The sequence below is a fragment of the Neobacillus driksii genome, assembly GCF_013409995.1.
Classification (GTDB): Bacteria; Bacillota; Bacilli; order Bacillales; family Cytobacillaceae; genus Neobacillus; species Neobacillus driksii.
The window spans coordinates 94313-107796 of sequence record NZ_JACCBX010000008.1 but is presented as its reverse complement, the minus strand read 5'-3'; the positions used below and the strand labels follow the sequence as shown (position 1 = coordinate 107796).

Annotated in this window: 12 protein-coding genes and 2 pseudogenes; 9 read left to right on the top strand and 5 right to left on the bottom strand. The window is 40.2% G+C overall.

All coding sequences use genetic code 11. The annotated features are described in order from the left end of the window. Positions 1–556 precede the first annotated feature (556 nt). Entirely contained in the window at positions 557–1369 is an 813-nt protein-coding gene (locus F4694_RS18570; protein WP_179600678.1) for a helix-turn-helix domain-containing protein, read from the bottom strand. Between the two features lie 199 nt (positions 1370–1568). On the opposite strand from F4694_RS18570, the gene F4694_RS18565 reads away from it, so the two are divergent. The 7 genes and pseudogenes from F4694_RS18565 (at position 1569) to F4694_RS18535 (ending at position 9642) form a co-directional block, all read left to right on the top strand. Next, positions 1569–2378: a phytanoyl-CoA dioxygenase family protein gene (locus F4694_RS18565; RefSeq protein ID WP_179600676.1), complete on the top strand. Its 810-nt coding sequence runs from the start codon at positions 1569–1571 to the stop codon at positions 2376–2378. A gap of 85 nt (positions 2379–2463) precedes the next feature. Next, positions 2464–3258 (top strand): sugar phosphate isomerase/epimerase family protein, encoded by a 795-nt coding sequence (locus tag F4694_RS18560; protein WP_257029302.1) that lies wholly within the window; start codon positions 2464–2466, stop codon positions 3256–3258. Between the two features lie 53 nt (positions 3259–3311). After that, positions 3312–5648 carry a beta-galactosidase gene (locus tag F4694_RS18555; protein WP_179600675.1) on the top strand — a complete coding sequence of 779 codons (2337 nt, stop codon included), beginning with the start codon at positions 3312–3314 and terminating at the stop codon, positions 5646–5648. A gap of 387 nt (positions 5649–6035) precedes the next feature. Beyond that, positions 6036–6669 (top strand): annotated as a pseudogene (locus tag F4694_RS18550) (nitrite reductase). A gap of 43 nt (positions 6670–6712) precedes the next feature. Then, complete coding sequence (locus tag F4694_RS18545; RefSeq protein ID WP_218895741.1) at positions 6713–8158, top strand: MFS transporter; 1446 nt, start codon at positions 6713–6715, stop codon at positions 8156–8158. A gap of 268 nt (positions 8159–8426) precedes the next feature. Continuing rightward, on the top strand, positions 8427–9296 hold the full coding sequence (locus F4694_RS18540) for a 50S ribosomal protein L11 methyltransferase (protein WP_179600673.1): 870 nt from the start codon (positions 8427–8429) through the stop codon (positions 9294–9296). Between the two features lie 157 nt (positions 9297–9453). Continuing rightward, entirely contained in the window at positions 9454–9642 is a 189-nt protein-coding gene (locus tag F4694_RS18535; RefSeq protein ID WP_179600671.1) for a hypothetical protein, read from the top strand. Between the two features lie 493 nt (positions 9643–10135). Here the strand turns inward: F4694_RS18535 and F4694_RS18530 are convergent, their stop codons facing one another. Next, entirely contained in the window at positions 10136–10300 is a 165-nt protein-coding gene (locus F4694_RS18530; protein ID WP_179600669.1) for a hypothetical protein, read from the bottom strand. Positions 10301–10529: 229 nt separating this feature from the next. Continuing rightward, on the bottom strand, positions 10530–11039 hold the full coding sequence (locus tag F4694_RS18525; protein ID WP_179600667.1) for a GNAT family N-acetyltransferase: 510 nt from the start codon (positions 11037–11039) through the stop codon (positions 10530–10532). 270 nt (positions 11040–11309) lie between these two features. Here F4694_RS18525 and F4694_RS18520 point away from each other — a divergent pair, with 270 nt between their 5' ends. Then, the gene (locus tag F4694_RS18520) at positions 11310–11846 is read left to right on the top strand and encodes a hypothetical protein (RefSeq protein WP_179600665.1); all 537 of its coding nucleotides are present in this window, start codon (positions 11310–11312) and stop codon (positions 11844–11846) included. Positions 11847–12034: 188 nt separating this feature from the next. Here the strand turns inward: F4694_RS18520 and F4694_RS18515 are convergent. Further along, a pseudogene (locus F4694_RS18515) lies at positions 12035–12319 on the bottom strand (DUF3231 family protein); the annotation flags it as partial. Positions 12320–12346: 27 nt separating this feature from the next. Continuing rightward, positions 12347–12574 (bottom strand): LysR substrate-binding domain-containing protein, encoded by a 228-nt coding sequence (locus F4694_RS18510; RefSeq protein ID WP_179600663.1) that lies wholly within the window; start codon positions 12572–12574, stop codon positions 12347–12349. 278 nt (positions 12575–12852) lie between these two features. On the opposite strand from F4694_RS18510, the gene F4694_RS18505 reads away from it, so the two are divergent. After that, the gene (locus F4694_RS18505; RefSeq protein WP_179600661.1) at positions 12853–13452 is read left to right on the top strand and encodes a short chain dehydrogenase; all 600 of its coding nucleotides are present in this window, start codon (positions 12853–12855) and stop codon (positions 13450–13452) included. The last annotated feature ends 32 nt before the right edge of the window (positions 13453–13484 follow it).

Here is a 13484-nt window from a genome sequence, read left to right as displayed (position 1 = left end):
TGAAGACAAATCGTAAGCGCTGCGAGGAAGGATTAGTCCTCAATCGGGGGTCTTGAAGACAAATCGTAAGCGCTGCGAGGAAGGATTAGTCCTCAATTGGGTGTCTTGAAGACAAATCGTACGCACTGCCAAGAAGGATTAGTCCTCAATCAGGTGTCTTGAAGACAAATCGTAAGCGCTGCGAGGAAGGATTAGTCCTCAATCGGGGGTCTTGAAGACAAATCGTAAGCGCTGCGAGGAAGGATTAGTCCTCAATCGGGGGTCTTGAAGACAAATCGTACGTACTGCCAAGAAGGATTAGTCCTTTAGCAGGGGTCTTGAAGATAAATCGAACGCTCCACCTACATTAGAAAAACACAGTGCATTTGCTATAGGTATGAAAAAAAGGCTGTCGAACTTTCTCGACAGCCTGAGGGCGGACAGTATTTTAAACTGTCCGCCCTTTCCATTTTCTAAAACCGCATAAATTATAAACGCCAACCCTCGAATCTGACACTTGCTCCATGGAAATTTCCCCAATCTGTCAGAATTACAAAATCAACTAATTCGGACACTGCTACTCTTTGGTCTGGGCGCTTTGGCGGCTGAACTCGCTTGGAGTCACACCTACATATTTGCGAAACTGCCGGGTAAAGTGGTTGTAATTTTGAAAGCCTACGTCATGGGCCGCTTCCGCTGCATTCCGATTCGTATGTGCAAGCAGCAATGCAGCCTGTTTAATTCTCATGCGGTTAAGTGCCTCCACAATGGATTCGCCGGTGTTTTCTTTAAATAAATGCGATAGTCTCGATGCCGAGAGCCCAACACTACGGGCCAGCTCCTCAACTCGAACAGTCTCCTGCATCCGTTGGGCGAGCAAATAAAGCGTTTCTTCAATCCGCGGGTCAAACCCGCTGGATTGCTGCTTTGCGAGCAGCATCAAGACCTCCCGCAATGCACCCAAGCACAGCTCGTGCCAATAAGCACCTTGTTCCCGGGAATCTGATAGAATTCGGAGAAAACCGTGGTAGATGCGCTCTCTTAATCCTTGCTGTTCAATATGCTTGATGGTCAAAGCATCGGGTGGCAGTATACTTGCGTCCATGAATCCGCCAGTAAAATGTGCCCAAACAAAATCCCAAATTTTTTCTTTAGGCGTACCGTATCGATGGGGTGTTCCCGGCTTCAATAGGGTTACGTCACCGGCAATTACCCGCTGCTCGCAGCCATCCGCCTCGAAATAACCTTCACCGCCTAGTGTGTAAGTGATAAGCCAGTCACCCATTCCGTCCGGACGTGCAATAGAATAGGTGTCACTCTCATGGTAATGTCCAGCAATTACCATGCTGTAGATAGATCCGTTATCGTTGGAGCGGCTGTCCTGTTTCATGGCACTCATCCTTTTTCTTAATAATACTTTCTCAGGGATAGTTTAGCTTAACTGCGGGTATCCCACAAGTGCACTTTTGAAAAAATAGCAGAATCGTATGCATTGTTAGCAAGATTCATCCTTCTTCTAGTCTTTATTTCATCCGTATAATAAAGGTGTGATAAATATCACTTCAGTAGAATTAGGGGAGGGCGAAGACATGGTGTATAAACATCGAGTGTTAACGCATGAGCAAAAACGACAGTTTGAAACGGAAGGTTATTTAATCGTTAAAGGACTGTTTACGGAGGAGAACCTGGCGGAGATTGACAAAACCTTTGAGGATATCAGCAATAAGGTGATTCCGGGGTATTTTGAGCCGGATTTGCAAAAGGAAACAGCCGACCCGCTAAAGCGTTATCCGAGAGTTATGCATCCACACCGTTTTAATGAAACAGCTAAACGGTATATGCTCCATCCACCGGTCATGGATGTGCTTGCTGATTTATATGAGGAAGAACCACTGGCGGCACAAAGCATGTTCTATTACAAGCCACCGGGAGCACGGGGCCAGGCGCTTCATCAGGATAACTTTTACTTAAAGGTCGAGCCAGGCAATTGTATCGCTGCTTGGACTGCGATTGATTCGGCGGATGAGGAAAACGGCGGGCTGTTAGTTGTTCCAAAGACGAGTGAATATGATATCGTATGTCCTGAGTTGTCCGATTCCAAGGAATCGTTCACTACTCACTATGTAAAGCCGCCAAAGGATCAGAAGGCAATTCCTGTAGTCATGGAGAGGGGCGATGTGCTTTTTTTCAATGGGAATTTAATTCACGGCTCTTACCGTAATAAGACGAAAGATCGTTTCCGCCGCTCATTTATTTGCCACTACGCTAACAGCTCGGCCACACACATTGCCACACATTATCGTCCTCTGTTCCGTGTTGATGGAACGCCTGTGGAACTGGAGAGCAATCCGGATGGAGGTCCGTGCGGAGTTGAGTACGATTCACCGTATGTCCACTAAGCGCGAGCCACGGCTCGAGGTGTTAATGTCCTGGTGGGGGATGAGCGGGCTAGGAGGTCATAATGGGGCTGGCAATGAATGGAGCATGGAAGAGAAGGTGCGGCGCATTGCCGAAGCGGGCTACGACGGTATTAACGGAATGCTGCCAGAGGGCGAGGAGGCAGAACAATGGCAACGGTTGCTGTATCAATACAACCTTTCATACAGTGTAAACGCGTATCCGAAAACGGCGGAGGAGCTGGATGTTTTTCTTCGCAAGGCAAAATCGTTTGGAAGGGTCGATTTCGTCAACGTACAGGTGATGAGGCCGTTTCTGGTCGGAGATCATGCTGTTCAACTGCTTGCGGAAATGGCAGAGCTGTCGCGGTCCGCTGGCATCCCAGCGTATATCGAAACGCACCGCGGCACCATCACTCAGGATCTCCTGCGCACGGTGGAGTATGCGGAGCGCTTGCCTGAGCTTGAATTAACGATTGATTTCTCACATTATGTCGTTGCCGGGGAAATGCGAACGGTGTCGGGCGAGGCTGAAGAGCTGCTCCAGACGCTGCTCTCTCGGACGAAGAGTATACATGCTCGCGTATCGAACGGGGAGCAGGTGCAGATTGATATACCCATGTTTGAGAATGTGGGTGAAGGTGAAATCGAGTCCGAAGACCCGATGTTGAAGCATTTCCAACGTTGGTGGCTTGGAGGTATGCGGAGCTGGCATCAAGCGGCAAAGGAAGGCGAGGTGCTGCCGTTTATCTGCGAACTGGGACCGCCACCTTATTCAATCACAGTGCGTGGCACGGACGGAGTCGAGTGCGAGGTGAGCGACCGCTGGACACAGGCACTGCTGTTTGCAAGGATCGCTCGTTCCTTATGGGAACGGGTCTAAAGAAATTTAGGTTTTAAAGCCTGTTTGCCAATTTGGGAGGATGGAATCGTTTCATGAGAGCATATAGTATTGACGTAAAAAACACGCAAAAAGAGATATACCCGCTTGAAACAAAGCTTGGTGAAGTAAATAAAACAGGAGAAAAATATAGTTTTACAAACTACTATATGGAGAAAAATGGCCGGCCGTTTTTCGGTATAAGCGGTGAGTTCCATTATAGTCGATATAACTGTGAAAAATGGGAAGATGAAATCATCAAAATGAAAATGGCAGGGATTAATATGATCCCAACCTATATTTTTTGGAACCATCATGAAGAGGAGAAAGGAATATTTGATTGGGATGCGAATAAAAACCTGAGAAGATTCGTTGAGCTTTGCGGAAAGCATGGGTTGGGTGTCATTTTGAGAATCGGTCCGTTTGCCCATGGTGAGGCGAGAAATGGGGGAATTCCCGATTGGCTCTTTGGAAGACCGTTTGAGCTGCGTTCGAATGATCAAGAGTATTTGACATATGTGGAGAGGTTTTATCAAGAAATCGGCAAACAGGTTCTAGGATTACTTTTTAAAGACGGGGGGCCTATCATCGGAACCCAGATTGAGAATGAGTATGAACACGCAGGTGCACCGTGGGAAATCACCAATGGAACAGGCAATGAGTGGGTATCCGCAGGTAGAGATGGAAAAGCACATATTATTAAACTAAAAGAGTTAGCCACTCAAGCTGGGATCGATACTCCAATCTATACAAGTACAGGCTGGGGAGGTGCAGCAGCCCCTGTTGAAGAGGTGCTCCCATTGTGGGGAGGCTACGCGTTTTGGCCATGGATTTTCTATGGTGATGTGAAGGAGCACCCGGCTACACCTGAATTCATTTTTAGAGACTATCATAATGACGAACAGAAAAACTACGGGTTTGATCCTGCTTATCGTCCAGAGAGCCTGCCATTTGCCTGCTGTGAAATGGGTGGAGGGATGACTGTATTTTATAAATATAGATTTAAGTTACCCTATGAAAGTGTTGATGCCATGGCGGAAATGAAGGTAGCCGGTGGATGTAACTTTGTTGGCTACTATGTTTTCCATGGTGGTTCAAATCCGAAGGGGAAAAAGAACCCTTTCTTGAATGAAAACGCTACACCTAAAATATCCTACGACTATCAAGCTCCGATTGGAGAGTTTGGACAAATAAGAGAGTCATATAAGCGACTAAAGCGTCAACACTACTTTTATAAATCAGTGGAGGAAAGCTTTTGCAGAACCAAAACAGTCCTTCCCTATGATACGAAAGATATGGACCCATGTGATATTGAAACTTTAAGATTCGCTGTAAGAGCACATCAAGATTCTGGTTTTGTTTTTATTAATAATTATCAGGACCATGTTAAAACAAAAGACCAAAAAGACATTACGATCACAGTGAACCTCGAGAATGAAGAGATATGCCTTCCTAAAACCGATAGTATGTCGTTAGCAAAGGATGAGTGCTGTATCCTTCCATTCAACTTGGATCTGCAAGGACTAAATCTTAAATATTCGACAACACAATTACTCACAAGCATAGAGCATCAGGGTGAAACATACTTTTTCTTCTTCACTCCAAAAGGAATGAATGGTGAGTATTATTTTGAAAGTAGTGATATCCAAGAGGTAAGCGTAGATAATGGAAACATCATTTCGGATGAATATACGTTGATACAAGTAAGTAATGAGGAGATTAGTCTAGTTGATTTCACGTTGAAATCTGGTAAGAGGCTTCATGTTTGTACGTTAACACATGAACAAAGCTTAAAATTTTGGAAGTTTCATTTTAGAGGAAAAGAGCAGGTCTTCATTACGAATGCAACCTTACTTGTAGACGAAGAAAAGATAAGATTAGAAAGCGAAGGGCTAGAGACGGTTGAAATAAAATCATTTCCTGGCTTTAATGTACCGATTAAAATAGCCGGAGAGGAAATTTCTTGTCGGAACCATGGCTTATTTAAGGAATATAAGAAATCGCTCATTAATACTCATTCAGGCTTAGAGGTTAAAATGGTCAACCAAAATAAAGCAATGATTGATTTTCAGCCTGAAGCTTTTGACGATGTGAAGGAACTTCTCCTTCAAATTGAATATGTCGGCGATATTGGGTATGCGTTTATCGATGGCGAGCTCATTCATGATAATTTTTGTAATAATAATACATGGGAAATCGGCCTAAATCAGCATATACAAGACCTAATAGCAAAAGGAATGTATATTTATATTTCGCCATTAAAAGAGGGCAGCTTCGTCAAAAGTGATTCACCAATGGCAGCAAGAGCTGAGGTAATCAATAACCAAATCGCAGAAATTAAATCAATTAAGGTTACAGCAATTCGTGAAATAGAAATTGATATAGAAATGTAACAGTTTAACGAGGGCTTTACTTCAATCGAGTAAAGCCTATTTTCATTAATTTAAAGCTGTTAAAAAACCATTGACATACCATATGGGGGTATAGTAGATTAGTAATGCGGATTTGATGTTAGATGAATGAAAATTGTCACCGGATCCGATAAATAAACAACCAGCGTGCTATGGCTAGCACGTTATCTTTAACAATAAATTATACCCCCCCCTATTGGTATAATTTGAAAAAAATCTAAAAAAATTTGAAACATATAAATAATCAAATATCCTACCAGTATATTGGAGCAGGTATATTTTTGACTATTTTATATACCCTACTGCAGTATGGTAACTAGTAAACTATTAAATAGAATTTGAGTTTTTAATAACAGAGGAGAGATTTATATGGAGAACGATGTAAAAAAAATTAAATACGCCGTAAATGGAGGAATTGGGTTTGGTGCTAGGTTAAATGCAAAACAGCTAGTGACGATTTCAAAATATATGATTGAAGATGAGGAAATTGAGTTAACAACATTCCAGCAACTTTTATATAGAAATCCCGGAAGATAAAAAAGAAGAAATCATAGAAGAATTTCAACGGGTTGGATTAGCATGTTATCCGGTTGGAAACTACGTAAAAAGTTTGAGAACCTGTAATTTTTGCAAAGGGGAAGAAGAGGAAGGTATGCCGGTGGCAAAAGAGTTAAATCACCGTATAGCAGGGAAACAAGTACCATTTACGCTAAAGGTGGCTTACACAGGTTGCCCTATTGGTTGCGGTGAACCAATGTTAAGCGACATAGGCATTATGAAAATTGGAGATTATTACGATTTATATGTTGGAGGAAAGGCAAAAGGGAAAGACGCAGAGGTTGGTTCCTTGCTAATGGAGAAACTTACATCAGAAGAATTGTACGAAACAGTAGAAAAGATCATTGAGGTATATTCACAAAAGGGTAAAAACCGGGAGACATTCAATAAATTTCTAAAGAGAAATGGAAGAGATGAAATACGAGAAGTTCTTCACAATTTCTAAAATTAGAGAAACATTAAACACCAAAAATTGGAGGGATTGTTTTATGCCATCACAATCACAGACAATAGCACAACCTAATCCGAAACGCTGGAAAGCACTTGCTTTATTAGCTTTTGCGAACTTTCTTGTTATGATGGATACCGCTATAATCCAAGTTGCTTTACCTGCGATAAAAAACTCACTAGGCTATACGGAGGCAAACTTGCAATGGGTAATGAATGCCTTTCTTATTTTGTTCGGAGGACTCCTATTATTAGGGGGAAGATTGGCAGACTTATTCGGTCACCGACGTATTTTCATGTGGGGAGTATCAATCTTAACCATTGCGTCTTTATTCGCAGGGTTAGCTTGGAATGAAATATCACTTAACGTAGCAAGAGCAATCCAAGGTGCTGGTTCAGCTATGATTGCACCTGCTGCACTTTCGATAGTAATGATATTGTTTGGTGCAAACAAAAAGGAACTGGGAAAGGCGCTTGCATTCTGGGGACTTTCCGGGGCGGCGGGTGGCTCCATTGGGATTGTTCTTGGTGGAGTTCTTACACAGTTACTCAGTTGGAGATGGACATTACTATTCTATGTTCCTGTTGGTATTCTCGTTTTAATTATGTCGCCAAGACTCCTGCAGAAAGGCACGAGGAAAGTTGGTCGGATTGACTATGCAGGTGCTATTTCCGTTACTGCAGCATTGATTCTGATTGTTTACGGTATCGTTACAGCAGAACATAATGGCTGGCAAGCGCTCTCTACTTTATTGCCTTTGACGATTGGAGCGATTTTATTCATCCTCTTTATTCTCATTCAGGTGTTTAGAAAAGAACCGTTAATGCCGCTTGGTATCTTTAGGACGCCCAACTTGGCAGCGGGCAACTTTGCTCTTATCTTGTTAGCGGCATCTTGGTTTCCGCTTATTTATTTCCTTATTCTTTATTTACAGCAGGTATTGGAATTTGAACCTTTCATGGCCGCAATGGGCATGTTACCGGCACCTGTTCTGATGGCCATATTCATGGTTGTTTTAGCTGAAAAAGTAATGGCAAAATTCGGTATGAAGGTTACAATGTTCATCGGATTTATCATACTAGGTATTTCTGGTCTCTTATTTTCTGGAAATACGATTAATGGACACTATTGGAGTGATGTGTTCATCCCACTTCTATTGGCCGCTCTCGGAAATGCCCTTGCCTATCTTCCTGCAACTACGGCAGCTGTATCGGAAGCTAAATCAGAAGAGTCCGGTCTTGCATCAGGTTTATATAATACTACGTACCAAGTAGGATCGGCAGTTGGCTTAGCCATTTTGGGTTTCCATTGCTGCTGCATCAACCTCCGCAATTGGAGGGAACCCGTTAGTCGCTCTAAACGAGGGCTACCAACAAGCGTTTTTCTGGGGTGGAATGGTTGCATTAGCAGGTGCACTTTTAGCCCTATTAATTGTTCGTTCATCAAATGCATGAGAATCGAACGAGCGTCATCATTTACACCATAACCATAGAAAAAACACCTCTCCGTTGATTGGGATCAATACTAATATACAACGTAAGGTGTTTTTCTATGATTCCTATATCTTGTCGGGTCGTACTTCTACGATATTATCCAATAGCGATAATGCATTTTTTTATCTCTATTTTTGCATGGATCAGAAAATCATAAAACAGTTCTTCCGTGTTTGTCATCTAAGCCGTTTTTATTCCCGTTCAACTGGCGATAATGATAAAAAGTATGATTAATAATGCCAACTGCTAGGAGAAAAAACCATGTATGAAATAACCGTAAAACTGCCAACTAAAAAAATCGAGAGAATCATTACTCATTTATATCAAAAAGGCTACTACCAAACCTTTTACGAAGTTCCATTAGATGTGGTCACAGATTCCAACGGCTATGCCTTTGTTGAGAAGAGAAATGAAACAACAGAACTTAATATCTATATAGATGAATATATCGAAGCAAGAGAACGACGTCAGTTGGTAGAATTATTAGCGATTGATGAGTCCAGTTTGGTGGTTAAGGAAATTGAAGAGTTGAATTACCAGCAGAGTTTTGATGATATTTTCCTCGAGAATGGCTGGGTCATCACGACACCGGATAGAAAGAATCATTACGACAAAGAAAAACGGATTGTACTAGACTCCCAAGGGAATTTTGGTACAGGCTATCATGAAACCACAAAAGATTGTTTGTACTTCATATTACAAAATGATTTTACAGGGTTGAGCGTTGCGGATATCGGAGCAGGTTCAGGAGTATTAAGTGTTGCTTCAGTACTCAAGGGAGCAAGTACGATCGATACATATGACATCCAACCGGTCGAACGGGAAATACTTTATCAGTGTGAATTAAATGGTGTCAGGCCGGTGAATGTGATCCAAAGTGATTTAATCAAGAATAAAAATCGAATGAATAAAAAATATGATTGGATCTTCCTTAATATCGGAACGCAGGAAAATATCGATATCCTTAACGCTCAGAGACTGTTAGATTGCAAGGACACTACTTTTATAACGTCCGGAATGCTTGAATGGAATTCCCATCGGGTAGAGACTTTATTTGAAGAGGCAGGATTCTTGTTGAAGGAAAAGAAACAAAGTAACGAATGGGTGACATGTCTTTTTACGTGCCCTTAAAAAGCCTATTAATGAAATATATATTGATCAAACAGGTGTCTCAATTCCTTGTAGGAAAACTACATGGAAAAGTGACACTTTTTTTATTTATGGCTTTGGTGTTTTTTATTAATGAAAGCGCATACATTGTTACTATACAATGGAGGTGAAGCCTTAGATGTATATTTATGGGAAAGACTATATTAAATATTTAAACGACAACAGTACGGGCTTATTAACCTATGACCAATGGAAATATAAAAACAGTCTACTGGACGCAGGTAACCGAAATTCAACCGAAAGGGTCGAAAAGACTAGGAATCCTGAGAGAAATTATTCTTCAAGCGTTATTAATAAAAATAAATAGTTTGATTGTATGCTGTGCGAATGGAAGACACCGATAAAAGCGATAATTAATTGATCTGCTTCTGTATATTTCCCATCAAATATCAGTTTGCGGACCTCGGGGAGCACTTCCTTTGGCTTTGGATTATTAAAATCTTTTGGGGTTCCTGATCATAAGGTATTAATAGGTCTTCACTTATCGGTTGGGGATCAGGTTAAGCACCTGAGGTGATAAATAGGCGGATAAATTCCGCCTATTTAGTAATTAGTATTAAAAAATGCTGAAATAGACGGAGAGATTCCGCCTATTGGTTCGAAATATTTGAAAATGGGAGATTTTTTTTTTGATTAAGCGGAAAAACTCCGCTAATACACCCCGAAACGAGCTACATTCTGCATATAACCGGAAAAGCTCCGCTTATTTTACTTTTGCTAGGTACTCGGATAATGGACACGAGTTCTTAACTAAAAGAGAGTGAGTTTTTACTCAAATGTCCACTCGCGGTTCAACATGATTAGTTATTGTCATCATTAAAATCCGATGAATCATTGTAATCGTATCGAAATCCGTCTTTAGCGGAAGTGATATTCTTATCAATCTGTACATTGTCGGTTTTATCAAGTAAAAACTCTTCGACTTTATTTAATTCATTATTTGATTTCTCATCGTTTGACTTCACCTATAGCACCTCCTACGAATAATTTTCACGTACCTATTATCCCTATAGAATATTTAATTATACCGATGAATAGATGAATCATGACGTTATTCCTTCCTTCGCACAAGAAGGTAATGGAGCATCAAAAGCAAGTCCAACACGAAACGTTTAGATGCCATTGGTAATTAGTACTCTAATAAAGAGCTGGCTCGCCCATTACGATGGCGAGCTTTGCTCTTTTACACACCAATTATGATGTCAAACCCGACTGCCATTTAGGCATGTTACTCAAATCTTTTAAATACCAAGCATTCATAGCAGAATGGTCAGAACCTGCTAGTGGTTCTTCTAAAAGTGTAAATCCAAATTTCTCATATAAAATACATGCAGCTTTTAAATCATGTGTTGTTTCTAAGTAGCATTTTTCGTAATGTTTAGAGGCAAATGACAAAGCTGTTTCCATTAACTTCTTTCCAAGTCCGAGGCCCTGTGCTTTTGTAGCTAAATAAAGCTTTTGCAATTCGCAAATCTTATCCTGTTCATTAAACGGTGCTATACCAATTCCACCAACTACTTCTCCTTCCATATCTACTACCCAATAGTTCGCATGTTTTAGATTATTATAATATTGATGAAGGTCGTTAAGCTGCGGGTCAAAATAAGCTGTTCCAGGAATATCTAATCCAAGTGATTTTAATGAATCTTGTATGATTTCTTTAACTTTTGCATTATCTACTTTCTTAATTTCTCGAATAATCATATACGATCTCCTTCAATTAAGTCTTAATTTTTATAGATGTCGCTTTTGATGCTTCAGCCCAAATAAATATTAACATAACTGAAGCTTTAAAATACTAACCAAGTCAATATTTTAAAGTTATTTATCTAGTTATATAAAGCCGAAATAGAGGATTATAAAAGTGTTAATCAGAAAGTCATAAAACAGCGTCTTCAGTGTTTGTCATGTAAGAGGTTTTTATTTTCGTCCAACTGGCGATAAAGATAATGCCAACCGAATGGAGAAATAACGATGTATGAAATAACGGTAAGACTTCCAACAAAAAAGATCGAGAGAATCATTACTCATTTATACCAAAAAGGTATTACCAAACCTTTTATGAGGTTCCATTGGATGTGGTCACAGATGCCAACGGCTATGCCTTTGTTGAGAAGAGGGATGAAACAACAGAACTTAATATTTTTTATAAACGATTATATAGAAGCAAGGGAACGGCGTCAGTTAGTAGAATTATTGGCCATCGAAACTCCTTGTAGGAATATAACTACGGGGATTTGTGACACTTTTTTAGCCTTGTTATGGTGTTTTTTAATAATGAAAGTGCATACATTGTTAGTGTACAATGGAGGTGAACCTTGGATGTATATTTATGGTAAAGACTATATTAATTATTTAAACGATGACAAAATGGGCCTCTTAACGTACGACCAATGGAAAAATAAAAACAGTCTAAAAGGCTCCGATAAAGGAAATTTAACTGAAGAGGTCAAAACAACTAGGTATACTGAGGGAAACTATTCTCCAAGCGTTTTTAATAAAATTTTATAGTTTGATTGGGCATATCAATGGATGAGACACCAAGTAAGAAGAATAACTTGACGTGAATTTTAAAAATATAAATTATTTCACCAAGAAAGACACCGTACGACCAACGGTGTCTTTCTATTCTACCTGGTTAGTTTGAATAGGAATTTTTTATAAAAAAAGCACTCCTTATGTAAATGGAGATATGGTTATTATTTTTGTTCTGCAATTTCTTCTCCATTAGGAGCAAGAGGCGGTTGTTCTAACCATTTATTTTGTATCATCAAATCAAACCATTTTTTTGTGATCATAAGACTTTTTAGGATCGTACCCTCATAAGCTGTCACAAGATCCGTTCTCATGGATGATGTAAGACCTGCACCATGATAGTTTTGTGCAGCTTTAAATAAGAAACCAATATGATACAACATTAATTTATCCGAAAAAGGAGAATCAGTTGAAGTTGTCACTTCGGTTTCCCATGATTTCGGAACAGGTTGAAATTGGCTTCCAAATGTGTAGATTTATATTTGATAATGACATAGTAATCCTCCTGTTTCTATCTGTTGTGTGAGCCTCGAATCTGAAAGGAGAATAACGATAGTAGATCGTGGTGTGTTATCGACCAATGTCATCTCAGGCATTAAGGTTACACCCAAGCCTGCAGATACTAACCCTTTTAATGCGTCAATGACTTTCCCTTCGAAAGCGATATTTTGTGAAAAGCCTACACCGTTACAGGCTTGAACCACTTGTTCACGAAATACGACTCTTCGTTAGTTTTAGAATACATTCTTTAAGCCAATCCTCCAATTACCTTGTTAGACTTAAGTGGAGTAAAAAACCTATCCTTGAGATTGATTCCAAGGGAATGAAAGTAGGTTTTGGATAAATTTCCACTTTATCCATTTTATTGTTGATTAAATAGGATAGGTAGATATAGTATATAATTATCATCATGATAGGAAGGAAATACCAAATTAAAAAACGTAAATTAGTTGTCACCTAATTTGAGGAGGCTGTTTTCAAAGTGAAAGTTCTTTTAATAGGAGCCAATGGGACAATTGGCAGTGCGGTTCATAAAGAATTAGAAATGAGACATGAAGTGGTGACTGCTGGGCGGAATGGAGCAGAGTTACTGGTCGATATTACATCGCCAGATAGCATCAAAGAGATGTACGTAAAAATAGGGAAGGTGGATGCCGTTATTTGTGCAGCGGGTGCCACATTCTTTGGCACACTGACAGAACTTACGCCTGAAAAGAATGAATTATCGATTCAAAGCAAGTTAAAAGGCCAAGTAAACTTAGTTCTTCTTGGTCATGAATATGTAAACAATAATGGTAGTTTTACCTTAACAACCGGTATTATTATGGAGGACCCAATTGTGGGTGGTGTTTCTGCGGCCATGGTGGGGGGAGCAATAAAAGCCTTTGTGGAATCGGTGGCATTTGAGTTACCGAGAGGAATCAGGATTAATAACATTAGTCCAACGGTCTTAGCTGAATCAATTGAAAAATATGGTCCTTATTTTCCTGGATTCGAGCCTGTTTCTGCATACCGCGTGGCTAAAGCCTATCAAAAGAGTGTAGAAGGTGGTCAAACAGGTAAGACATATCGTGTTTACTAGATGAGGGAATTCATGGTTTTAAAGTAATTATT